This window comes from Mesorhizobium helmanticense, assembly GCF_003034915.1.
Taxonomy (GTDB): domain Bacteria; phylum Pseudomonadota; class Alphaproteobacteria; order Rhizobiales; family Rhizobiaceae; genus Mesorhizobium; species Mesorhizobium helmanticense.
Genome location: NZ_PZJX01000028.1, coordinates 72,958 through 95,064, shown reverse-complemented (window position 1 = coordinate 95,064; position 22,107 = coordinate 72,958). Strand labels below are relative to the sequence as shown.

Sequence of the window (22,107 nt, the reverse complement as noted above, 5' to 3'; positions counted from 1 at the left end):
CCCCAGACTTGCGCCGGCGACGGACGACCAACGCTGCCCTTCATCGTTCCGGAGATTTCCCGATGCGCCAGACCGTCACCATTGTTGATCCGCTTGAGGGCGCGCGGACATACGAGCCGATCACTTTTGCTGTGGAGGGCGATCTCGTAGAGCCACTATGGTGGGCGGTGAGGGAAGACGGCAAGCGCGTGCTCTGCCAGCGTCTCGCGGCCGGCTCCGGCAATGGTCGGACTACCTTCATCGCGACCATCAGCTTCACGGGCACGGCGCGCCTGACGCTGGATTGCCCGTGCGACGAAGGCTCGCTCGCCGACGGGCAGCGGATCGGCGAGTTGCCCGGCCGAGAACCGGATTGCTTCGTGCGGTTGGTCACCGGCGCCTTCGACCTCGAACTCTGCTCGGGCACGGCGCAGGGGCTTGGTTCGTCGAAATGGGGCATCCGTCACTTCCGTTCGACGGCCGACGGCTTTGAGCTGCTGCCGTCCGGTAACAACGCAATCGGCGGCTTTTACGGGCCGTTCTTCACGCCCGAGAACGGGCTGATCAATCCGCCCGAGCACTCGATCGTGCGCATTGAGGTGGTGGAGCGCGGCCCCGTCCTGCATCACTACCGCATGCACGGCACCATTCCCGACGGACTGCTTTTCGAACTGAAAGGCAAGAGCTTCGCCATAGATTGGCGTTTCACCCACAACACCCCTTTCTTCCAGCGCCGCTATCTTGTCGACGACTTCCAGACCGTCATCAACGGCCGCTCGGTAACCAACAAGATCACCGTCGGCGACGAGTTCGAGGGCGGGCAGGGCAGGCTGGTCTTCGATCGTTTTGCGGCCTATGGCGGCACGCGCTACCGGGTCGGCGACCCCTATGCCGGAGAGCTCGTGGCCATGGTCGCCGACACGGTCGCCACCTCGACCGCTGGCGGCCCCAAGCTGGAAGAATTCCGGGCGCAACTGGCCGACATCGAATCCGCGCACTGGGATCTATATTGGCGGCTGTTCTGCGCCTGGGAAAAGGTGCTGGGTGAGGACGAACTGCGTAAGCGACTGGCGAAGGTCCGCGCCGTCTCACATGTGAAAGCCGATCTGCCCGAGCGTGCATGGTTCATCTACGGACGGCCCGTCGATGTCTCGGCTGTCCCGCACGAAACGATCTTCGCTGGCCCCGCCAACAAGACTGTCGAATATCACGAGGAGTCGGGCCGGGCCATGATCTGGTGGACCTCACAGCCCTCCGGCGCCTTCCAGATCGTCCAGCGTCGCCAGTCGGGCTGGGTCAACTGGGGAACGAATGGCGAGAACGAATGCCCGGAACTGCCGGTCGGCGTCGACATAAAGACAGCCTATGGATTTTTCGCAGAACGCTGGCCGCAGGTCGCGGACCAACTCGAAACGCCGCCCGTCATTACCGTGGCAGCGGTAACGTGATTCATGAGCGGTCTATGGCTGGTTGGGCCTCGCTCGACCGTCGCTCGCTGAAGCCAGGCCCGCTCGCTTCGACCGCCTGGTAAGCGGGAAATATAACTTATTGAACCTATTAATTATTTTCTGGTCGGAGTGGCAGGATTTGAACCTGCGACCCCCTCGTCCCGAACGAGGTGCGCTACCAGGCTGCGCTACACTCCGTGACCAGACCGCGGGCTTATAGCCGCCGCACTTCGTTCCTGCAAGCGCCAATGCCGACACCGCCGTCGCATTTCGTCGGCTTTTGCGGCAACGTCATACAGGTTTCAGTTTCCTGCTGGATAAACACGGCTTAAACGCTTGCCTTGTAGGCGATCCGCCCATACTGCCTCCGTGATTTCCAGCCACTTGGAGTTTTGCCGTCTTGCCCCTGAAGATTGTTAGTGAATCCCGTCCCAACACCTTCGAGTTCGAAACATCGGCGCTGATCAAGCCGTCCGGCTTTCGCGAGTACGATGCGCGCTGGTGGTTCGGTCATCCGGCCTCGGCTGAGCCGCCGGAGCTCAACCTGATCGGTGTCCAGGCGCTCGGCATGGGGCTCGGCACGCTGATCCGGCGCATGGGCCCGGGACCCGATATCGTCACCGGGCATGATTTCCGCTCCTATTCGCTCGCCATCAAGCTGGCGCTGGTTTCCGGCCTGATGGCCGCCGGCGCCCGCGTCAAGGATATCGGTCTGGCGCTGTCGCCGATGGCCTATTTCGCCCAGTTCGCGCTCGACACGCCGTCCGTCGCCATGGTCACAGCCTCGCACAACGAGAATGGCTGGACCGGCGTCAAGATGGGCGCGGCGCGGCCCTTGACCTTCGGCCCGGAGGAGATGAGCGCATTGAAGGCGATCGTGCTTGCCGGCGACTTCGATCTTGTCGGCGGCGGCTCCTACGACTTCGTTCCCGATTTCCGCAAGACCTATCTCGACGATCTGACCCGGGACAAGCGCATCTCGCGAAAGCTCAAGGTGGTCGCCGCTTGCGGCAATGGCACCGCCGGCGCCTTTGCACCCGAGGCGCTGGCGCGGATCGGCTGCGAGGTGATCCCACTCGACGTCGAACTCGATCATACGTTTCCACATTACAATCCTAACCCCGAAGACATGCAGATGCTGCACGCGATCCGCGACAAGGTCTTGGAGACGGGAGCCGATGTCGGACTTGGCTTCGACGGCGACGGCGACCGCTGCGGCGTGGTCGACAATGAAGGCAACGAAATCTTCGCCGACAAGGTCGGCGTCATGCTCGCGCGTGACATTGCACGCCTTTATCCGGGCTCGACCTTCGTCGTCGACGTCAAGTCGACTGGCCTGTTCAACACCGACGCCGCCTTGCGCGCCGATGGCGCCATCACCGACTATTGGAAAACCGGCCACTCCTACATCAAGCGGCGGGTGGCTGAGCTCGGCGCCATCGCCGGTTTCGAGAAATCCGGCCATTTCTTCTTCAACCCGCCGATCGGGCGCGGCTATGACGATGGCCTCATCACCGCCATCGCCATATGCGAGATGCTGGACCGCAGCCCGACAAGCAGCATGGCCGACCTCTATCGCGATCTGCCGCTGACCTTCGGCACGCCGACCATGTCGCCGCATTGCGCCGACGCGGTGAAATACGGCGTCGTCGAGCGGGTCGTTTCCGACTTCCAGGCGATGAAACAGGATGGCGAAGCGTTTGCCGGGCAGAAAATCGCCGACCTGATCACCGTCAACGGCGTTCGCGTCGTTGCCGAGGATGGCACCTGGGGCCTGGTGCGGGCGTCCTCGAACAAGCCGGAGCTTGTCGTCGTGGTCGAGAGCCCGGTGTCATCAGAGCGGCGCCGGCAGATGTTCGATGCCGTCGATGCCGTGCTGCGCCGCAGTCCGGAAGTCGGTGCTTATAATCAGACTTTTTAGGTTTCAGGGCCTCATCGCATCGTGGAGAGAAGCCCTGCAGAGAGCGGAGCCAGCTTGTCGCTGATCCGCTCTCGCCGGACTTCACAACGGTAACTCAGGCGGGCTTAAGATGCCGGCCCAAGAACGCTCCAGTCGAACTCTCGCGCCCAGTCAGCAAAACTGTGCCAGCCGACCTCCGGGAAATCTCGGTGCAAGGCCGCGATATCGACGTCGTAGCCGATGCGGTCGAACCACTCGAACATCAACGCCGCGTCCTCGTTTTGCTGGCGGGCCACCGCTATCGGAATTTCCTGATAGTTGATCGGGCGGCCGATGGCCTGCGAAAGAATCTTCGCCTGGTCTTCGCCGGACAGTTCGTCCCCGGCGAAATCGAAGCGCTTGCCGAACACGCGCTCGCGCCGCTCGACCAGGGCGGCAACGAAGGCACCGATGTCTAACAGGGTGACCAGTTGGAGGACCCGTTTGGCAGGCATTGCAAAGGCATACGTGCCTTGGCTGAGCGCGCCGATCGACCACGGCGCGACGATGTTCTCCATGAAAGCGACCGGCGCACTGATGGTGTAGGGGATGCCGAGCCCGGCAACATGGTTTTCGACGAGATATTTGCTTTCGAAATGCGGGATGCCGGTTTTCTTGTTGGCATCGGCAACGGACGAATAGATCAGATGTCCGATGCCGGCAGCCTTGGCTGCATCGGCGGCCAGAATCCCCTGGCGGGTCTCTTCTTCCAATCCGGCCTCGTAGCTGTTGCCCATCAAGAACATGGTGTCGACGTCTTTGGCGGCCTTCACAACGGAGGCCGTATCGCCGAGATCGCCGGCCACGACCTCGGCACCCGCCGACGCCAGCTGCCGCGCGGCCTCGCTGTCCGGCCTGCGGGTCAAAGCCCTGACGCGATGTCCCCTCGTCAGCAGGGCGCGCGCGACGGCACCGCCTTGTTGGCCAGTGCCGCCGGTAACCAGAACGCTTCGTTTGGTGGTCATGTGTCTGCTCCTTCTTTTTCGGGTGGAGCAGAATTAGGGTCTGTCACATTGATGCATAATTGCCTATAATTGGAAAACTTTGTCCCAAAATTGGATACAATGCTCGATCTCAACGATATCGTCGTGTTCGCTCGCGTCGTCGAAGCCGGCAGCTTCACCGCTGCCGCGCGGCTGCTTGCCATGCCCAAGACGACAGTCAGTCGGCGCGTTGCCGCACTTGAACGCGAGGTTGGGGTCCGCCTGCTGCAGCGCTCGACGCGCAGCCTCAATATGACGGATGCCGGGCGTCTCTACTACGAACAAAGCAGCCAGGCGCTGCGGACAATCGAAGAGGCAAATCTGCGCCTCGCCGAAGCCAGAGTAGAGCCATCGGGTACCATTCGTATTTCGGCGCCTGTCGGATTCGGCGGTTATTTTCTGACCCGGACTGTGGTCGACTTTCTGGCGATGTATCCGAAAGCCAATGTCGAACTGCGGCTGACCGACGACAAGCTCAATCTGGTCGAGGACGGTATAGATCTCGCTTTCCGCACCGGCGTCCTTCAGGATTCGACGCTGATCGCCCGCAAGCTTGGCTCCACGCACCGGCTGCTCTGCGCCAGCCCGCACTATCTCGCTCGCCACGGAGTACCAGATGCGCCGGCGGACCTCGTTCGTCATCACTGCGTGATCGCGGGCCCTTCGACCTCAGGCGCTCACTGGGTGCTGGACGGGCCACACGGCCAGGAAACGGTCACCGTGGCCGGGCGCTTCGCCGCTAACGAAATGCAGGCGGTCGTTGCTGCGGCGCTCGCGGACTTCGGCATCGCCCAATTGCCGCACAACATAGCCGAGGCCCTCATCAATGGGGGACAGTTGAGCCGCGTTCTCCGGGACTACACGACGCCGGCCGGCGGCCTGCATGTCCTGTACCCGAGCAGCCGGCATCTTTCGCCCCTCGTCAAGGCATTCATCGAGCTTGCGTCCGAGCGGATTTCGGCAGCTGACAAGCAGGGGCGAGAGCCTCAGTAAGGGCTCGCCACGTCGCCGGTTTCGACATAGACCGACTTCAACTGCGAATAGAGCGCCAGTGCGGCAAGCGAGTTTTCCCGCCCGATGCCCGACTGCTTGAAGCCGCCGAAGGGGATCTCGACCGGCGTCAGATTGTAGGCGTTGATCCAGCAGGTGCCGGCCTGCAGCTCGGCGATGACGCGGTGGGCGCGCGGCAGGTCGCGCGTGAAGACGCCGGCGGCGAGGCCGAATTCGGTGTCGTTGGCGCGCTCTATCACTTCATCCTCGCCGTCGAATTTCAGCACGCTCATGACAGGCCCGAAAATCTCCTCGCGTGCGATGCGCATGGTGTCGGTAACGCCGGTGAAGACCGTCGGCTCGACGAAGAAGCCGCCCTGGAAACCTTGCAGCGATGGCACGTTGCCGCCGCAGGCGAGCGTGGCTCCATCCTGCTTGCCCGCCGCGATATAGCCGACGACCTTCTCGTGCTGCGCCTTGTTGACCAGTGGTCCCATCTGCGTTTCCGGGTCGAGCGGATCGCCGATGCGGATATTCTTCGTCCGCTCGACGAGCCGTTCGACGAAGCGGTCGTGGATGCCTTTTTGCACGAAGACCCGCGTGCCGTTGGAACAGATCTGGCCGGTCGAATAGAAATTGCCGAGCATGGCGCCGCCAATAGCGTTTTCGAGATCGGCGTCGTCGAAGATGATCAGCGGCGACTTGCCGCCGAGTTCCATGGTGGCGTGCTTCATCTTCGAGCCGGCGAGCGACAGCACCTTGCGGCCAGTCGGCACCGAGCCGGTCACCGAGACCTTGGCGACGACATTGTGCTCGACCAGCCCGGCGCCGATATCGCCATAGCCTTGCACCACGTTGAACAGCCCATCGGGCAGACCGGCCTCGCTGTAGATTTCGGCTAGCGCTAGCGCCGACAGAGGCGTGTTCTCCGACGGCTTGAACACCATGGCGTTGCCCATGGCGAGTGCGGGTGCGGATTTCCAACCGGCGATCTGGATCGGGTAGTTCCAGGCGCCGATGCCGACGCAGACGCCAAGCGCCTCGCGCCTGGTATAGGCAAAGGGTCCGCCGAGATCGACGGCCTCGCCATTATAGGACGCGACGGCGCCGCCGAAATATTCGAGGCAATCGGCCGCCGAAGGCGCGTCCGCCACCAGCGTCTCCTGGATCGCCTTGCCGGTATCGAGCGTCTCGATACGGGCGAGATCGGCATTGCGCGCCCGCAAGATATCGGCTGCGCGCCGCAGGATGCGCCCGCGCTCGACCGGCTTCAGCCGCGTCCAGGCCGGTTGCGCGGCACGCGCGGCCTCGATGGCGAGCTCCAGCACGTTTGGCGTCGCCGAATGCAGCACCGCGATGGTCTCGCCGGTCGCCGGATAGATGACCGGCAGCCGCGCGCCGCCTTCGTCTTCGATGTAGCGGCCGTTGACATAGTGCGATGCCGTTGGCTGGGCGCGCATGGGAGTTCTCCAATCGTCTCGGGCGGGGCAGCCCGCCCGACAATGGCCTATCTGTCCGACGCCTGCCAGCGTGGATTGATCCATGGCTCCTGGTTGGACGGCGCCAGCGGCGTGCGGCCAAGGATGTGGTCGGCGGCCTTCTCGCCGGTCATGATCGACGGCGCGTTGAGATTGCCGTTGGTCACGCGCGGGAAGACCGAGGAGTCGGCGACCCGCAGCCCGTCGACGCCGATGACGCGGCATTCCGGATCGACGACGCTCATCGGATCATCCGTGCGACCCATCTTGCAGGTACCGCAGGGATGATAGGCGCTTTCGGCGTGATCCCTGATGAAGGCGTCGAGATCGTCGTCCGACTGGACATGCGACCCCGGCGAGATTTCCTTGCCGCGATAGGCATCGAACGCCTTCTGGCCGAAGATCTCGCGCGTCAGCCGGACACAGTGGCGGAACTCCGTCCAGTCGTCCGGATGCGACATGTAGTTGAAGCGGATCAACGGCTTCGATCGTGGATCGGGCGAGCGCAGCGTCACCGAGCCGCGCGACTTCGACCGCATCGGCCCGACATGCGCCTGGAAACCATGTGCCTTGGCCGCCGCCTTGCCGTCATAGCGGACCGCCGCCGGGATAAAGTGGTACTGGATATCGGGGTAGTCGACGCCGGCCTGTGAGCGCACGAAGGCCGCTGCCTCAAAATGGTTGGTTGCGCCAAGGCCGGTCTTGAAGAACAGCCACTGCGCGCCGATCAGCGCCTTGGAAAACGGGTTCAGCACCGAGTTCAGCGTGATCGGCTTGGTCGATTCCTGCTGGATGTAGAGCTCCATATGATCCTGCAGATTGCGGCCGACGCCTGGCCGGTCGGCCACGACCTGGATGCCATTTTCCCTGAGATGCGCGGCCGGGCCGATGCCGGACAGCATCAGGATCTTGGGTGAATTGATCGAAGACGCGGCAATGATCACTTCGCGACGCGCCTTGACGATCTGGACCTGCCCTCGGGCTTCGATCTCTACCCCGGTGGCACGTTGATTCTCGATAATCACGCGTCGCGCGAAACCCTTGACGAGGTTGACATTTTTGCGTCTGAGCGCGGGCTTCAAATAGGCACTCGCCGCCGACCAGCGGCGGCCGCCGTGGATGGTCTGCTCCATCGGCCCGAACCCTTCCTGCTTCGCGCCATTATAGTCGTCGGTCAGCTCGAAACCGGCCTGGCGGCCTGCCTCGACGAAAGCGCCATAAAGTGGATTGGTTCTCGAACCGCGCTGCACGTGCAGCGGGCCGCTTTTGCCGCGCCAGCCATCCTCGCCGCCCTCCGAGTCCTCCATCCGCTTGAAATAGGGCAGCACGTCGGCAAAGCCCCAGCCGGTCGCTCCCTCTTCGGCCCAATGGTCGAAGTCGCGCGCATGGCCGCGCACATAGACCATGCCGTTGATCGAGGACGAGCCGCCGATGACCTTGCCGCGCGGCGTCGCCAGCACACGGCCGCCCAGATGCGGCTCCGGTTCGCTGGCAAAGCCCCAGTCGTAGAGGCTCATGTTGAGCGGGATCGACAGCGCCGACGGCATCTGGATCAGCGGCCCGATATCGCTACCGCCGAATTCGATGACGATCACCGAATGCTTGCCGTCCTCCGACAGGCGGTAGGCCATGGCCGAGCCGGCCGAGCCGGAGCCGATGATGACGAAATCCGCTTCAAGCATGGTTCATATGGGCCATAAAATCGGCGAGCGAGACATTGCCGCCGGTCGCCACCACGAGCACGGTCTTGCCGGCCACATCCACCTTGCCGCCGAGCAACGCGGCGAGCGACGCCGCGCCCGACGGTTCGAGCACCAGCTTCATCCGCTCGAAGGCGATCCGCATCGCACCGCGCACCGATTGATCGTCGACGGTGATGCCGCGAACGCCGGCAGCCTTGACCGCCGCGAACGGCGCGTCGCCGGGCTTGCGCGCCATCAGCCCGTCGCAGATCGATTTCGGCCCGATCGGCATGGTTTCGATGGCGCCATGCGCCAGCGATGAACCCATGCCGTTGAAGCCTTCGGGTTCGACACCGATGATCTCGGTCGCCGGCGACAGATAGTGGAAGGCCAGCGAAACGCCACCGATCAGCCCGCCGCCACCGACCGCGCAGAACAGCAGGTCGGCTTGCGCGTCCTTGGCCGCTAGCTGATCGAGCGCTTCCAATCCGGCGCCCGCCTGGCCGGCGACGATCTCCGGATCGTCGAACGGATGCAGCAGCGCGAACCCCTCGGTCTCGGCGATCTCGCGTGCCTTGGCGGCCGCAACTTCCTCACGCGCGCGCTCGCCATGGTCGGTCAGCACGACGCGCGCGCCGTAGCCTGCCGTTGCCTCGCGCTTGGCGGTCGGCGCGTCGATCGGCATGACGATCGTGACCGGAATGCCCAGCGCCTGGCCGGCGGCGGCCAGCCCTTGCGCGAAATTGCCGGAGGAGTAGGCGACGACGCCTTTCCTCGCTTCATCAGGCGACAGCCGCTTCAGCCGCCAATAGGCGCCGCGTACCTTGAAAGAGCCGGCCCATTGCAGCGACTCCGGCTTGACGAAGACACGGGCCGCACCCGTTTCGCGGGCAAGAGCCGCCGACTCCAGCAATGGAGTGACCTGCGTCGCCTTGGCGGTGACGGCATAGGCCTGCCTGAGATGATCGAGGGAGGGGACAAGATTTGTCATCATTCGCCGCGCGGATACCTTTTGCTCTCTTCGAGATTGTCGAGGTTCATGTGGTTGCGCATGTAGCGCTCCGACGCCTTTTGCAGCGGCTGGAAATCCCAGGGGTAATAGGCGCCGTTGCGCAGCGCCGGGTAGACGACCCAGCGGCGGGCCTGGCTCTCGCGCACGGCGGCGTCGAAGCCGGCCATGTCCCAGCGCGCCCTGACCTTGTCCATGAATGCCGCCACCAGGGTCGCATGGGCAGGGTCGTCGGCCAGATTGTTTCGCTCAAGCGGATCGGCTTCGAGATCGAACAGCTGCGGCGGGTCGAGCTCGCAATGGACGAATTTGTATTTGCCGTCGCGGATCGCCACCAAGGGTGCGTAGGAGCCTTCGGCGGCATATTCGATCAACACCGGTGTGGTGCGCTGCCCGCCCTTGGCAAGCGGCAGCAGCGACTGGCCGTCGGTCCACGGCGCGATCGCGCTCATGTCGATACCGGCGAGGTCGCAAAGCGTTGGCGTTACGTCGAGATTGGAGACTGGCGCCTTGATCAGGCCGGCCGGCACGTCCTTGCCGGCGATCATCAGCGGCACCCGCACCGAGCCTTCGAAGAAGCTCATCTTGAACCATAGGCCGCGTTCGCCGAGCATGTCGCCATGGTCCGAGCAGAACAGGATGACGGTGTCTTCCAGCATGCGCGTGCGTTTGAGAACGTCCAGCAGCTCGCCGAGCTTGTCGTCGACATAGGAGATGTTGGCGAAATAGCCGCGCCGCGAACGTCGCACCTGCTCAGGCGTGATCTCGAACGAGGGATAGTCGCTGGCGTGGTACAGGCGCTGCGAATGCACGTCCTGTTCGTCATGCGCGATGAACCCGGTTTCCGGATCCAGCGCCTGGCAATGTTCGTAGAGATCCCAATACTGCTTGCGCGCGACATAGGGATCGTGCGGGTGCGACAGCGAAACGGTGAGGCACCAGGGCCGATGGTCCGCGTCGTCCTGCTCGCGCGAAAGCTGATAGAGCTTCTGCGAGGCCAGGAACACGACCTCGTCGTCATACTCCATCTGGTTGGTGGTCTCGGCGACGCCGGCGCCGGTCACCGAGCCCAGATTGTGGTACCACCAGTCGATACGCTCGCCTGGCTTGCGGTAATCGGGTGTCCAGCCGAAATCGGCGGGATAGATATCGGTGGTCAGCCGCTCTTCGAAACCGTGCAGCTGGTCCGGTCCGACGAAATGCATCTTGCCCGACAGGCAGGTGTAGTAGCCGGCGGCGCGCAGATGATGGGCGAAGGTCGGGATCGACGAGACGAATTCAGCGGCATTGTCGTAGACCCCGGTGCGCGACGGCAACTGCCCGCTCATGAACGAGGCTCGGCCCGGCGCACAAAGCGGCGAGGCAGCGTAGTTGTTGGCAAAGCGCGCCGAGCGGGCGGCCAGCGCCTTGAGATGCGGCACATGCAGGAACTCCGCCGGTCCATCCGGGAACAGCGTGCCGTTGAGCTGATCGACCATGACGATCAGGAAATTGGGTTTCTTGCGTGTCACTGCGTCTGCCGTCCGCTGAGTTTCGTTTCGAGATAGTCCTCGACCAGCGCGATCGCCGTCGCTGCGCCAGGCACGCCGTCCTTCAGCGCACGCCTGATATAGAGCCCGTCGATCAGCGCCGCCGTCGCCTCGGCGACGCGATCGGCCTCGCTTCTGGGCAGTATCCCGGTCAGCCCGCTCATCAGGTTCGAGTGCAAGCGCCGCGCATAGACCTTGAGCAGCCGGCGCAGCGCCGCCGATTTCTGCGCCTCGACATAGAAGGCGAGCCACGCGGCGATGATTTCCGGCTGGAACTGGGCGTCGGAGAAATTGACAGCGACCACTGCCGAAACACGTTCACGAGGAAGGCTGGCGGAGTGAAGGGCGCGCCGCGTATCGGTGGTCAGTTCGGCCAATATGTGCCGCATCGTCGCCAGCAACAGCTCGTCCTTGGCGCCGAAATAATGATGGGCAAGGGCCGAGGAGACGCCGGCGCGGCCGGCGATTTCCGACATGGTCACGTCAAGCGAACCGCGCTCGCCGATCGCCGAGATCGTCGCGTCGATAAGCGCCTTGCGGCGCAATGGTTCCATTCCGACTTTCGGCATTGTTGTTCCGGCCTCTTGGCCAAAGTTATTTTTTATTGACGGATCAATCAATAAAAATCCGACCGAAATTTCATACTGTGAGGCTGTGCCAATGGAGATCGATCAATTGTATGTTCTGGCTCTTCACTGGATCTGGAAATCGGTTCATACTTGAACAATATAAAGGGTGCGTCAGGACATCGTGAGCAACCGGCGCCGAGAACGGAGATCGCCATGACAGCATGCATCGTCGGCTGGGCGCATTCGCGCTTCGGCAAGCTCGAAGGCGAGACGCTGGAGGGCCTGATCGTCAAAGTGGCAACCGACGCGCTCGACCATGCCGGCATCGGCCCGGACGACGTCGACGAGATCGTGCTCGGCCACTTCAACGCCGGCTTTTCCGCCCAGGATTTCACCGCCAGCCTGGTTCTCCAGGCAGACGACAGGCTGCGCTTCAAGCCGGCGACACGGGTCGAGAACGCTTGCGCCACCGGTTCGGCGGCGGTCAGGCAAGGCATCCGCGCCATCGACGCCAATGCCGCCCGCATCGTCCTGGTGGTCGGCGCCGAGCAGATGACGACGACGCCCGGTCCCGAGATCGGCAAGAACCTGCTCAAGGCTTCCTATCTGCCTGAGGATGGCGACACACCGGCGGGCTTCGCCGGCGTCTTCGGCAAGATCGCTCAAGGCTATTTCCAGCGCTATGGCGATCAGTCGGATGCGCTGGCGATGATCGCCGCCAAGAACCACAGGAACGGCGTCGACAATCCCTACGCGCAGATGCGCAAGGATTTCAGCTATGAGTTCTGCCGCCACGAAAGCGAAAAGAACCCCTTCGTTGCCGGTCCCCTGAAGCGCACCGACTGCTCGCTGGTTTCGGATGGTGCCGCCGCCTTGATCCTTACCGACACCGCGACGGCGCTGAAGATGCGCCGTGCCGTCGCCTTCCGCGCCAACCAGCATGTCCAGGATTTCCTGCCGATGTCGAAGCGCGACATCCTCGCCTTCGAGGGCTGCGAGCACGCCTGGAACCAGGCGCTGAAGCAGGCTGGCGTGACGCTCGACGACCTCTCCTTCGTCGAAACGCATGACTGCTTCACCATTGCCGAACTGATCGAGTATGAGGCGATGGGCCTGGCCAAGCCGGGTGAGGGGGCGAAGCTCGCCATCAGCGGCGAGACGGCGAAGGACGGCCGCCTGCCGGTCAATCCGTCCGGCGGGCTGAAGGCCAAGGGTCACCCGATCGGCGCCACCGGCGTGTCGATGCATGTGCTGAGCGCCATGCAACTGGTCGGCGAGGCCGGCGGCATCCAGGTGCCCGGCGCAAAACTCGGCGGCATCTTCAACATGGGTGGCGCCGCGGTCGCCAACTACGTTTCCATTCTCGACCGGATCAGATAAACCGCCCGCATTTACGGGGGGATCCATGACAAATCCGGTTCTGGTCGAGGTTCTGCGCGGCGCGATTGTCGAGAGCGCTCATCGCGGCGCCGTCGCGGTGTTCGATGCCGATGGCAAGCCGTTCCTGGAAATCGGCGACACCTCGCGCCCGGTGTTCCCGCGCTCGGCGGTCAAGGCGATCCAGGCGCTGCCGCTGGTCGAAAGCGGCGCTGCCGATGCCTATGGCTTCGGCAACCGCGAACTGGCGCTTGCCTGTGCCTCCCATTCAGGCGAGCCGGCGCATGTCGAACTGGCGCGGTCCATGCTGGCCAGGGCAGGGTTGGACAAAACGGCGCTGGAATGCGGCGCGCATTGGCCATCGAACCATCAGGCGGAAATTGCGCTCGCCCGCGCCGGTGATTTGCCGAACGCGTTGCACAACAACTGCTCCGGCAAGCATTCCGGCTTCCTCTGCACCTGCGTCCATTCCGGCATTGCGCATGGCGGCTATGTCAGGGCGGATCACGCCTTGCAGGAGATGGTGCGCGACGCGATGCAGGCGGTAACGGGCGCTGCCCACGGCGCTAACGAGCGGGCGACCGATGGCTGCTCGATCCCGACCTACGCGGTGCCGCTCAGAAGCTTCGCCCTCGGTTTCGCCCGCATGGCCACGGGGACCGGTTTTACGTCACTGCGCGCTGGGGCCGCAAAGCGCCTGCTTTCCGCCTGCACGGCGGAACCATTCTTTGTCGCCGGCACTGGCCGGGCTGACTTGGTGCTGATGGAAGCTGCACCCGGGCGGATTTTTGCGAAAGGCGGCGCCGAAGGCGTTCACTGTGCGGCAATTCCGGAACTTGGGCTCGGCATCGCGCTCAAATGCGATGATGGCGCTGGCCGGGCGGCCGAAGCCATCGTTGCCGCCATCCTTGCCAAACTACTGCATGCGGACGAGGTCTTAGCGGCGAAGCTGATCGAACTGGCAAACGCTCCCATCGAAAGCCGGGTTGGCGCCAAGGTTGGTTCGCTCCGGCCCACGGCTGCATTCAACTGATGTGGTTGCGCTCGACGGTCAGATGCGCATAGCCGGCATTGCCTGACGAGGCGAGATCGCCGGTCACCGGCTCGGCCCAGCGCTGGCCGACGATCGCGCCGTTCTGCGTGCCATCGATGACGTTGTCGGAGATGACGGCCGTACCGGCGCCCTCGACCACGCTGACGACGATGCCGGTTCCGGCCTTGCGGATGATGTTTCCCGTCGCGACCACATTGCGCATATACGGTCCCCAGCCGATCTGCATGCCGTAAAGCGGCGCGTTTTCGATGACATTGCCCGACACTGTAGTGTCGGCTTCGACGCTGATGCCGACGCCGAAGCCGGGTGGGTCGGCAGGGTAGGGGCCAGACGTCGAGAGGTTGCGCACGATGTTGCCCTGGCACACCCCCATGCGGCCGCCTTCGTTGAAATTGACGATTGAGATGCCGTTGGCGGCGCCGTCGACGATGTTGTTGCCGATGATCGCGCCTTCGAAGGAGAACTCGGAATAGAGCGCCGTTTCCCCCGACCGCGAGCAAGTGTTGCCGGTCATCTGCAGATTGCTGGCGCTGTTGGCGCGGATCGCCGAAAACGCGCAGTCCGAGACGATGTTGCCCGAGATGACGACGTTGCCTGCACGGAAGGCATTGATGCCGTTGCCGTTCTGGCCGGTTCCGCCGTTGCGCGCCTGGATGCGTTCGACGCGATTGCCGCTGACGATGGTGCCGTCCTCGGCCGCTTGCCAGCGATGCACGAGGATGCCGCCATTGCCGCAGTCGGAGACTGTGTTGCCTGAGATCCCGAGGCCGCCGGCCTCGACCGAATAGATGCCGGCGTCGGCTGCGCCCGATATGTCCAAGCGTTCGACGCGGCCGCGGACGTGTTCGAGCGACAGGCCGTGCTTGCCGCTACCTGATATCTGGCAATTGTCGACGACAAGATGGCCGACGCGGCGAAGATCGAGAAGGCCTTGCGCATAGTCGCCCATCCAGCGGTTGCTGCCGTCGAACACCAGCCCGCTGAGTTCGATGTGGTCGGCCTGTTCGGCCATGAAGAGATGGCCGTTGCCGCCATAAACGATCCGCGATGCGCCAGGCACGCCGGTAAGCCTGACGCGACTGGGCAGCGAAAGGTTTGACACCACATAGGTACCGGGTGGAAGGAACACTGGCATGTCGCGATCGTTGCTCTGACGCAGCAACTTGGCGAAGGCCTTGCTCTGGTCGTCAAGCGCGCCGGGCTGCACGCCCAGGTCGACAGCGTTGATCGAACCGCGCATCGAGGCATTCTCGATGCCGGTCAGGGTAGTCGCGGCCGCCTTGCCGAGCGATAGACCCAGAACGGCAAAGCCGGCGGTTCCCGTGAGAAACTTTCGTCTGTTCAACATCGGCACAGATTCCTGGAGTTCTGCCCCATGTCGCAGGAATCGTGCCAAGCCCGGAGGCTTGCCGGCAATGGCTTGTGGAGTCGCGGTTACGCGCCTAAGTTCGACAGATGAGCAGGGCTTTCACACGCGAGGAAGACAGCGAAAACGCCATCGCCGGCATCGGCGAGCGGCCGATCAGCACGCACCGCAATCTGGTGACGGAGCGCGGCCTGGCGCAGATCGAGGAAAATCTGGCCGAATTGCGCGACATATTGGCAAAGGCCGAGAGGCGGGCCGACCGCGAGCGCATCGCTGTCGTGTCGCGAGACCTGCGCTACTGGACCGCGCGGCGTGAAAGCGCCGAGCTTTCCATGCCGGAACCGGGCAGCGACCTCGTCCGTTTCGGCATGGGCGTCACGCTGGAAGGCGATGACGGCAGGAAGGTCCACTGGAAGATCGTTGGTGAGGACGAGGCCGACCCGGCCAAGGGCAGCATCTCCCATGTCTCGCCGATGGCCATGGCCTTGTTCGGCAAGAAGGTTGGTGACGTGGCTGTTGTCAACGGCAAGGAGTGGGAAATCGTCAAGCTCTCGCAAGGCTGAATTGCAGCTGGCTATTTTGCGAGCTTTTGCAGTCCGATTTCGTATTTGTCCATTACATCGCGAGCGGCAGTCATCTGCCGTTCGAAGGTGTTCCGTACAGGCCTCAGGATGATGCCGTCATCAGTTTCGATGATTTGGAACTGATCGCCCACTTGCAGATTCAACCCGTCGAGCAGCTCCCGTGGCAAGATTAGGGCCTCTGATCCATCGTCGAGTTTGTGAATAATCGTTTTCACGACCACTGCGACTTGGTTGTATACTTCACTTAGTACTTTTTAGCGATGCAGCAACCTTACTGCGCGGCCATCAGCCGGTCCATCAGCCGGTCCGCCGCTTCGGGAATGACGGTGCCCGGCGGAAAGATTTCCGCGGCCCCCGCTTGCAGCACCGCGTCGTAATCCTGTGGCGGGATGACGCCGCCGGCGACGATCAACATGTCGTCGCGGCCGAGCTTCTTCAGTGCGGCCTTGAGCTCGGGAATGAGCGTCAGATGTCCCGCCGCCAGCGAGGAGGCGCCGACAATGTGCACGTCATGCTCGACCGCGAGTTTCGCGATCTCTTCCGGCGTCTGGAACATCGCTCCGACAGTGACATCGAAGCCGAGGTCGGCAAAGGCCGTGGCAATGACCTTCTGGCCGCGATCGTGGCCGTCCTGTCCCATCTTGGCGACGAGAATGCGCGGTTTGCCACCGGACTTCTCCTCGAACGCCACGATCTTGTCCTGCAGCCGGTCGACCACCGGATTGTCGCCAAGCGCCTTGCGATAGACGCCTGAGATCGTCTGCACCGAAGCGACATGACGGCCGAACACCTTTTCCAGCGCCAGTGAAATCTCTCCGACCGTGGCGTTGGCGCGCGCCGCGCGGACAGCAAATTCGAGCAGGTTTTCGCCGCTCTTGGCGGCACGGCTCAGCGCATCCAGCGCACTCTCGACCGCGCCGACGTCGCGCGTGCCTTTCAGCCTTTGCAGCTTCGACAATTGCCGGGCTTTGACTTCGGCATTGTCGATTTTCAGCACGTCGACCTCGATGTCCGTCTCTGGCCGATGCGCGTTGACGCCGACCAGGATCTGCTCGCCGGAATCGATGCGCGCCTGGGTGCGGGCGGCCGCCTCTTCGATGCGCAGCTTCGGGATGCCCTTTTCGGTTGCCGCGGCCATGCCGCCAAGGCTTTCGACCTCCTCGATGTGGGCGAGTGCGCGCGCCGCCAGATCGTGCGTCAGCCGCTCGACATAGGCCGAGCCGCCCCACGGGTCGATGATGCGGGTCGTACCGGATTCCTTCTGCAGGATGAGCTGCGTGTTGCGGGCGATGCGAGCCGAATGGTCGGTCGGCAGCGCCATCGCCTCGTCGAAGGAGTTGGTGTGCAGCGATTGCGTATGGCCTTGGGTCGCGGCCATCGCTTCGATCATGGTGCGGGTTATGTTGTTATAGGGATCCTGCGCCGTCAGCGACCAGCCCGACGTCTGGCAATGGGTGCGCAGCGACAGCGAGCGCTCGTCCTTCGGCAGGAAGTTCTTCAGCATCAGGCTCGACCACAAGAGCCGCGCCGCCCTGAGCTTGGCCACTTCCATGAAGAAGTTCATGCCGATCGCCCAGAAGAAGGAAAGCCGCGGTGCGAAACGGTCGATATCGAGACCGGCCGCGACGCCGGCGCGGGCATATTCGATGCCGTCGGCGATCGTGTAGGCGAGCTCGAGGTCGGCCGTCGCTCCTGCCTCCTGCATGTGGTAGCCGGAGATCGAGATCGAATTGAATTTCGGCATGTGCCGGGACGTGTAGGAAAAAATGTCCGACACGATACGCATCGAAGGCTTGGGCGGATAGATGTAGGTGTTGCGCACCATGAACTCTTTCAGAATGTCGTTCTGAATGGTGCCTGCGAGATCCTTCTGCGCAACGCCTTGCTCCTCGGCAGCCACGATATAGAGCGCCATGATCGGCAGCACCGCGCCGTTCATCGTCATCGAAACCGTCATCTCGTCGAGCGGGATGCCGTCGAAGAGTTGGCGCATGTCGAGGATGGAATCGATGGCGACGCCGGCCATGCCGACATCGCCGGCGACGCGCGGATGGTCGCTGTCGTAGCCGCGATGCGTGGCCAGATCGAAGGCGATCGACAGCCCCTTCTGGCCGGCGGCAAGGTTGCGCCGGTAGAAGGCGTTCGATTCCTCCGCTGTCGAGAAGCCGGCATATTGCCGGACCGTCCAGGGCTGTTGGACATACATGGTGGGGTAGGGGCCGCGCACGAAGGGCGGCAGGCCCGGATAGGTGTCAAGGTTAGGCAGTCCCTTGAGATCGCCCTGGTTGTACAGGTGCTTGACGCTCAGGCCTTCCGGCGTCAGCCGCTGGCCTTTGATCTCGATCGGTGCGCGGCGCGGCGCCGACCAGCCGACCTTGCTGAAGTCCGGGATCATGACGCTGCTCCGATCGCCTGGTCGATCTGGATCGGATGCAGCGGCTCGCAGACCGCCACGCTTTCGCTCAACGCTTGCCGCCTCTCGGCCGCCAGCGTTTCGACCGCACGTTCGCTACTGGACGGGTAAAGCGTCGTGCCGATGATTGCGCGTTCGCCCGCCTGATAGGCAGCGTTGCGGCGCGCCGAGGCTGCTTGGACGCGCCTCTGGATGTGCCCTTGCTGGAGGCTGGACAGCACGCCGCCTTCCGCCTCGATCCGCTGGAATTCTTCCCAGGCCGCTTCACAGAGGTCCGTAGTGAGCGCCTCGACGGCGCCCGAACCGCAGGCAGGGTCGGCGACATGATCGATATGGCTTTCATTGGCCATGATCAGTTGTGCGTTGCGGGCGACGCGGCGGGCAAAGCCCGCCGGCAAGCCATGCGTGATCGTGTGCGGCAGGATGGAGATCGAATCCGCGCCGCCGGCGGCTGCCGCAAAACCGGCAATCGCGGTGCGCAGGATGTTCGTCTCCGGGTCCATCGTCGTCATCATGCGGAAGGACGTTTCGGCATGGATATTGGCCGTGGAGGCAGGGATCGAGCAGGCCTCCTGAACACGCGCCCACAGCCTGCGCAGCGCCCTGATCTTTGCCATCGACACGAACTGGTCCTGGTCGACGCTCAGCGCAAAGCCGATATGAGGCGCTGCATAGACGAGCGGCTGGCGGGCCTCCTCGAACATTCTGAGATAGGAGACCGCCGAGGCCATCATCGTGCCCAGTTCCTGCGCCTCGGTGGCGCCGGCATTGTGGAAGACGCGTCCATCCGCTTCCAGCAGAACACCCGGCACGCCCATCGAGAAAAAATGCGCCAGCGATTGCGGCATCGACGCCTTCAAGGCCTCGATCGACATACGCAGTCGTCCGGTTCCGGCAAAGATCGCCGCCGGATCGATGCCGAAGGACAGATTGAGCTTGGCCGGGTCGGACCGGCGCTTGCTCAGGAACGCCACCAGCCAGTCGGCCACGGCGCGGCTCCAGGGATGGGCGTCGATGCGGACCTGGACGCGGTTGAGCGGCACGCCGTCGAGCACGGCCTCCAGCGCCTCGGCCGTCCTCGGCAGGCCATAGCCGAATGCATTCGGCGCGCCTTCGAAAACCAGCGACAATCCGGTCGCACCCTGAGCGACGTCCTCCAGCGCCTGGCTTCTGGCGCGGTCGATATCCGGATCGTCGACACGCTGGCTGACGATCCATGGCGATCTGGGGTTTGCCCGCACGAGAGGCTCCGCCGCCGCGGCGCGATCGTAGAGTGGCTCGATGCGGATGGCATCGTCCGTATGGGAGACGAGCTTTTCCTCGAAGGATCCGCCGGCGAGCGCCTTTTCCACCAGCGCCAGCCATCGCTGCCGCTCGGCGTTCGGAAGTTCGGCATCGTGGATCAAGGCACCGGCGCCCATCCGCTCTCCTCGTCTTGTTGGCCGCGTCTTTTCGGCCGTGTGTGTCGGCCTGGAAGCTCAGTCTACGGTTCCCGTTCCCATATCACAATGCGACATGCTCCCTGTGACGGTGAACCGTTAACCGATTGCCAAACATGCACAAAATCCGCAAGCTTCAAAAATCCAATTTCGACCATGGGCATTGTGGCTGCCCAATGGCGTCATTATACCTGCGGCAGGGCCCGTTACTTTATCATATTCAGGGCTTTGAACATTTTTGAGCTTTGCGGAGACCGGACACATGGCTGACGACACAAGCATCTTCATCGGGGCCAGCCGCAAGCCCGACGACAGCTACCAGCGCCCCGAACGCCTGCTGCTGCAATATGGCAATCGCCATGGCATGGTCACCGGCGCGACCGGTACCGGCAAGACCGTCACCTTGCAGATACTGGCGGAAAGTTTCTCCAATGCCGGCGTGCCGGTCTTCTGCGCCGACATCAAGGGCGACCTGTCGGGCATCGCCATGATGGGCACGGCACAGGATTTTCTGGTCAAGCGCGCCAAGCAGGTCAAGCTCGATCCTTATGAATTCCAGGAATTTCCGGTCATCTTCTGGGATCTGTTCGGTGAGCAGGGCCATCCGATCCGCGCCACCATATCGGAAATGGGGCCGCTGCTCCTGTCACGCCTGATGAACCTCTCCGAGGCGCAGGAAGGCATCATGAACATCGCCTTCCGCATTGCCGACGAGGAAGGCCTGTTGCTGCTGGATCTGAAGGACCTGCAGGCGCTTCTTGCCAATATCGCCGATCGCGCCCAGGAAATCGGGGCTCGCTATGGCAATGTCACCAAGCCTTCGGTCGGCGCGATCCAGCGCTCCTTGCTGGTCCTTGAGAGCCAAGGCGCGGCGAACTTCTTCGGCGAGCCGGCGTTGCGGATCGCCGACATCATGCGCACCACCCGCGATGGGCGCGGCGCCATCAGCGTGCTGGCCGCCGACAAGCTGATGATGAATCCCCGGCTCTATGCGACATTCCTGTTGTGGCTGATGTCGGAACTGTTCGAGGAACTCCCCGAAGTCGGCGATCCCGACAAGCCGAAGCTGGTCTTCTTCTTCGACGAGGCGCACCTTTTGTTCGATGATGCGCCTAAGGTGTTGATCGACCGGGTTGAGCAGGTGGTCCGCCTGATCCGCTCGAAGGGCGTCGGCGTCTATTTCGTCACCCAAAATCCGCTCGATGTCCCCGAAACCGTTCTGGCCCAGCTCGGCAACCGGGTGCAGCACGCACTGCGCGCCTATACGCCGCGGGAACAGAAGGCGGTGAAGACGGCCGCCGACACGTTCAGGCCCAATCCCGACTTCAACTCTGCGACCGTGATCACCCAGCTTGGCACCGGCGAGGCGCTGGTCTCGACGCTGGAAGCCAAGGGTGCGCCATCCATGGTCCAGCGGACGCTGATTCGCCCGCCATCGTCGCGCCTTGGCCCGATCACGCCCGACGAGCGCCGCAAGCTGATCGCCGAGAGCCCGGTTACGGGACAGTACGATCAGGTCGTCGATCGCCAATCGGCCTTCGAGATGCTGCAGAAAAAAGCCCAGGAAGCTCAGGAGGCCGAGGCGCAGCAGCAGGAGGCAGGCCGGTCACGCTGGACCATTCCGGGCTTCGGCAATGACAGCCCCGCGCCCCAGACCACCGGTGGCAGGCGCACATCGGCGCCAAGACCCTCCAATCGCCAGACGGTGGCGGAGGCGGCGATCAAATCGGTGGTCCGCTCCGTCGGATCATCCGTGGGCCGCGCGATCGTGCGGGGGATTTTGGGGAGTTTGTCGAGGGGGCGGTGAGAGCGTCGTGCGAATGTCGCGTTGCGCCATGAACTGCCGTCGCGGTGCATGGTGAACGACCGAAGTTGACCGGGAGACGACCGCTGTCAGGGCGCCGACGCCATAACGCAGGCGATTCGATGCGACGGGCGCTAAGGGCTGTACCTGCCCCCTATGTTCCCTTCACGATTCTCGGTTTAGTCGGTCGGCGGGATTGAGCCGCGCTCTCGAGGGCCAAGGCCAACCGCTTCTCGTCTTCGATGGCGCGATCGACTGCCTCAATTTCCTCTTGGAGCACCTTCAGCTCCGCTCCGTAGCTGGAGCCCTCGCTGTCCCCAATCTGGAAGCCACTTGCCCGCATTGCGTCGCGAGTATGGTGCACGTTACGGACTCCTTCGCGTCGAGTCGCGACCAGGATGTCCCTGAACTCTCCAAGACGTTCAACGTGATTGCGAGCCATTGAGTTCTCCTATTTTGTCGTC

The 22,107-nt window shown here is 63.3% G+C and carries 18 protein-coding genes and 1 tRNA gene; 7 read left to right on the top strand and 12 right to left on the bottom strand.

What is annotated here, in order from left to right; genetic code table 11:
- Positions 1–62 precede the first annotated feature (62 nt).
- Positions 63–1,427, top strand: coding sequence for a hypothetical protein (locus C9427_RS15135; protein WP_107649937.1), 1,365 nt, complete (start codon positions 63–65; stop codon positions 1,425–1,427).
- Between the two features lie 121 nt (positions 1,428–1,548).
- Here C9427_RS15135 and C9427_RS15130 read toward each other — a convergent pair.
- Positions 1,549–1,625 (bottom strand) — tRNA-Pro (locus C9427_RS15130).
- Positions 1,626–1,827: 202 nt separating this feature from the next.
- On the opposite strand from C9427_RS15130, the gene C9427_RS15125 reads away from it, so the two are divergent.
- Positions 1,828–3,348 carry a phosphomannomutase/phosphoglucomutase gene (locus C9427_RS15125; RefSeq protein ID WP_107649936.1) on the top strand — a complete coding sequence of 507 codons (1,521 nt, stop codon included), beginning with the start codon at positions 1,828–1,830 and terminating at the stop codon, positions 3,346–3,348.
- Between the two features lie 104 nt (positions 3,349–3,452).
- Here C9427_RS15125 and C9427_RS15120 read toward each other — a convergent pair whose 3' ends face one another.
- Positions 3,453–4,331, bottom strand: a complete 879-nt coding sequence (locus C9427_RS15120; protein WP_107649935.1) for an NmrA/HSCARG family protein — start codon at positions 4,329–4,331, stop codon at positions 3,453–3,455.
- 99 nt (positions 4,332–4,430) lie between these two features.
- Between C9427_RS15120 and C9427_RS15115 the strand changes: the two genes are divergently transcribed.
- A complete protein-coding gene (locus tag C9427_RS15115; protein ID WP_107649934.1) occupies positions 4,431–5,342 on the top strand; it encodes a LysR family transcriptional regulator in 912 nt (303 codons plus the stop codon).
- On the opposite strand, the gene betB is transcribed toward C9427_RS15115, so the two are convergent.
- The 5 genes from betB to betI are packed head-to-tail and all read right to left on the bottom strand — an operon-like array spanning position 5,336 to position 11,606.
- On the bottom strand, positions 5,336–6,799 hold the full coding sequence (gene betB, locus C9427_RS15110) for a betaine-aldehyde dehydrogenase (RefSeq protein ID WP_107649933.1): 1,464 nt from the start codon (positions 6,797–6,799) through the stop codon (positions 5,336–5,338). The genes C9427_RS15115 and betB overlap by 7 nt on opposite strands.
- A 47-nt stretch (positions 6,800–6,846) precedes the next feature.
- Positions 6,847–8,499, bottom strand: a complete 1,653-nt coding sequence (gene betA, locus C9427_RS15105; RefSeq protein ID WP_107649932.1) for a choline dehydrogenase — start codon at positions 8,497–8,499, stop codon at positions 6,847–6,849.
- On the bottom strand, positions 8,492–9,493 hold the full coding sequence (locus tag C9427_RS15100; RefSeq protein WP_107649931.1) for a threonine/serine dehydratase family protein: 1,002 nt from the start codon (positions 9,491–9,493) through the stop codon (positions 8,492–8,494). Before C9427_RS15100 ends, betA begins: the two co-directional genes overlap by 8 nt.
- On the bottom strand, positions 9,490–11,019 hold the full coding sequence (gene betC / locus C9427_RS15095) for a choline-sulfatase (protein ID WP_107649930.1): 1,530 nt from the start codon (positions 11,017–11,019) through the stop codon (positions 9,490–9,492). The genes C9427_RS15100 and betC overlap by 4 nt, the downstream gene beginning before the upstream one ends.
- A complete protein-coding gene (gene betI / locus C9427_RS15090; RefSeq protein WP_107649929.1) occupies positions 11,016–11,606 on the bottom strand; it encodes a choline-binding transcriptional repressor BetI in 591 nt (196 codons plus the stop codon). The genes betC and betI overlap by 4 nt, the downstream gene beginning before the upstream one ends.
- A gap of 213 nt (positions 11,607–11,819) precedes the next feature.
- Here betI and C9427_RS15085 point away from each other — a divergent pair, with 213 nt between their 5' ends.
- Positions 11,820–12,986: an acetyl-CoA acetyltransferase gene (locus C9427_RS15085; RefSeq protein WP_107649928.1), complete on the top strand. Its 1,167-nt coding sequence runs from the start codon at positions 11,820–11,822 to the stop codon at positions 12,984–12,986.
- A 25-nt stretch (positions 12,987–13,011) separates the two neighbouring features.
- Entirely contained in the window at positions 13,012–14,016 is a 1,005-nt protein-coding gene (locus tag C9427_RS15080) for an asparaginase (protein ID WP_107649927.1), read from the top strand.
- On the opposite strand, the gene C9427_RS15075 is transcribed toward C9427_RS15080, so the two are convergent.
- Complete coding sequence (locus tag C9427_RS15075; protein ID WP_107649926.1) at positions 14,009–15,385, bottom strand: TIGR03808 family TAT-translocated repetitive protein; 1,377 nt, start codon at positions 15,383–15,385, stop codon at positions 14,009–14,011. The two genes, C9427_RS15080 and C9427_RS15075, sit on opposite strands and share 8 nt — an antisense overlap.
- Positions 15,386–15,492: 107 nt before the next feature.
- Here C9427_RS15075 and greA point away from each other — a divergent pair, with 107 nt between their 5' ends.
- Positions 15,493–15,966, top strand: coding sequence for a transcription elongation factor GreA (gene greA, locus C9427_RS15070; RefSeq protein WP_107649925.1), 474 nt, complete (start codon positions 15,493–15,495; stop codon positions 15,964–15,966).
- Positions 15,967–15,977: 11 nt separating this feature from the next.
- Here the strand turns inward: greA and C9427_RS15065 are convergent, their stop codons facing one another.
- Genes C9427_RS15065 through C9427_RS15055 form a run of 3 tightly spaced genes read right to left on the bottom strand, consistent with a single transcriptional unit; the run spans position 15,978 to position 19,821 of the window.
- Positions 15,978–16,202, bottom strand: coding sequence for an AbrB/MazE/SpoVT family DNA-binding domain-containing protein (locus C9427_RS15065; protein ID WP_107650164.1), 225 nt, complete (start codon positions 16,200–16,202; stop codon positions 15,978–15,980).
- 56 nt (positions 16,203–16,258) lie between these two features.
- Complete coding sequence (gene scpA, locus C9427_RS15060) at positions 16,259–18,382, bottom strand: methylmalonyl-CoA mutase (protein WP_107649924.1); 2,124 nt, start codon at positions 18,380–18,382, stop codon at positions 16,259–16,261.
- A complete protein-coding gene (locus tag C9427_RS15055) occupies positions 18,379–19,821 on the bottom strand; it encodes a methylmalonyl-CoA mutase subunit beta (protein WP_107649923.1) in 1,443 nt (480 codons plus the stop codon). Before C9427_RS15055 ends, scpA begins: the two co-directional genes overlap by 4 nt.
- Positions 19,822–20,101: 280 nt before the next feature.
- On the opposite strand from C9427_RS15055, the gene C9427_RS15050 reads away from it, so the two are divergent.
- A complete protein-coding gene (locus C9427_RS15050) occupies positions 20,102–21,646 on the top strand; it encodes a helicase HerA-like C-terminal domain-containing protein (RefSeq protein WP_107649922.1) in 1,545 nt (514 codons plus the stop codon).
- Between the two features lie 151 nt (positions 21,647–21,797).
- Here the strand turns inward: C9427_RS15050 and C9427_RS15045 are convergent, their stop codons facing one another.
- Entirely contained in the window at positions 21,798–22,085 is a 288-nt protein-coding gene (locus tag C9427_RS15045) for a hypothetical protein (RefSeq protein ID WP_097574063.1), read from the bottom strand.
- Positions 22,086–22,107: the final 22 nt, after the last annotated feature.

Coding starts and splice junctions, on each gene's coding strand:
- betA (WP_107649932.1), bottom strand. CDS start 8,499: ATGCTTGAAGCGGATTTCGTCATCATCGGCTCCGGCTCGGCCGGCTCG.
- scpA (WP_107649924.1), bottom strand. CDS start 18,382: ATGATCCCGGACTTCAGCAAGGTCGGCTGGTCGGCGCCGCGCCGCGCA.
- C9427_RS15135 (WP_107649937.1), top strand. CDS start 63: ATGCGCCAGACCGTCACCATTGTTGATCCGCTTGAGGGCGCGCGGACA.
- C9427_RS15120 (WP_107649935.1), bottom strand. CDS start 4,331: ATGACCACCAAACGAAGCGTTCTGGTTACCGGCGGCACTGGCCAACAA.
- betI (WP_107649929.1), bottom strand. CDS start 11,606: ATGCCGAAAGTCGGAATGGAACCATTGCGCCGCAAGGCGCTTATCGAC.
- C9427_RS15055 (WP_107649923.1), bottom strand. CDS start 19,821: ATGGGCGCCGGTGCCTTGATCCACGATGCCGAACTTCCGAACGCCGAG.
- greA (WP_107649925.1), top strand. CDS start 15,493: ATGAGCAGGGCTTTCACACGCGAGGAAGACAGCGAAAACGCCATCGCC.
- C9427_RS15085 (WP_107649928.1), top strand. CDS start 11,820: ATGACAGCATGCATCGTCGGCTGGGCGCATTCGCGCTTCGGCAAGCTC.
- C9427_RS15075 (WP_107649926.1), bottom strand. CDS start 15,385: ATGTTGAACAGACGAAAGTTTCTCACGGGAACCGCCGGCTTTGCCGTT.
- C9427_RS15045 (WP_097574063.1), bottom strand. CDS start 22,085: ATGGCTCGCAATCACGTTGAACGTCTTGGAGAGTTCAGGGACATCCTG.
- betB (WP_107649933.1), bottom strand. CDS start 6,799: ATGCGCGCCCAGCCAACGGCATCGCACTATGTCAACGGCCGCTACATC.
- C9427_RS15050 (WP_107649922.1), top strand. CDS start 20,102: ATGGCTGACGACACAAGCATCTTCATCGGGGCCAGCCGCAAGCCCGAC.
- C9427_RS15115 (WP_107649934.1), top strand. CDS start 4,431: ATGCTCGATCTCAACGATATCGTCGTGTTCGCTCGCGTCGTCGAAGCC.
- C9427_RS15100 (WP_107649931.1), bottom strand. CDS start 9,493: ATGATGACAAATCTTGTCCCCTCCCTCGATCATCTCAGGCAGGCCTAT.
- C9427_RS15080 (WP_107649927.1), top strand. CDS start 13,012: ATGACAAATCCGGTTCTGGTCGAGGTTCTGCGCGGCGCGATTGTCGAG.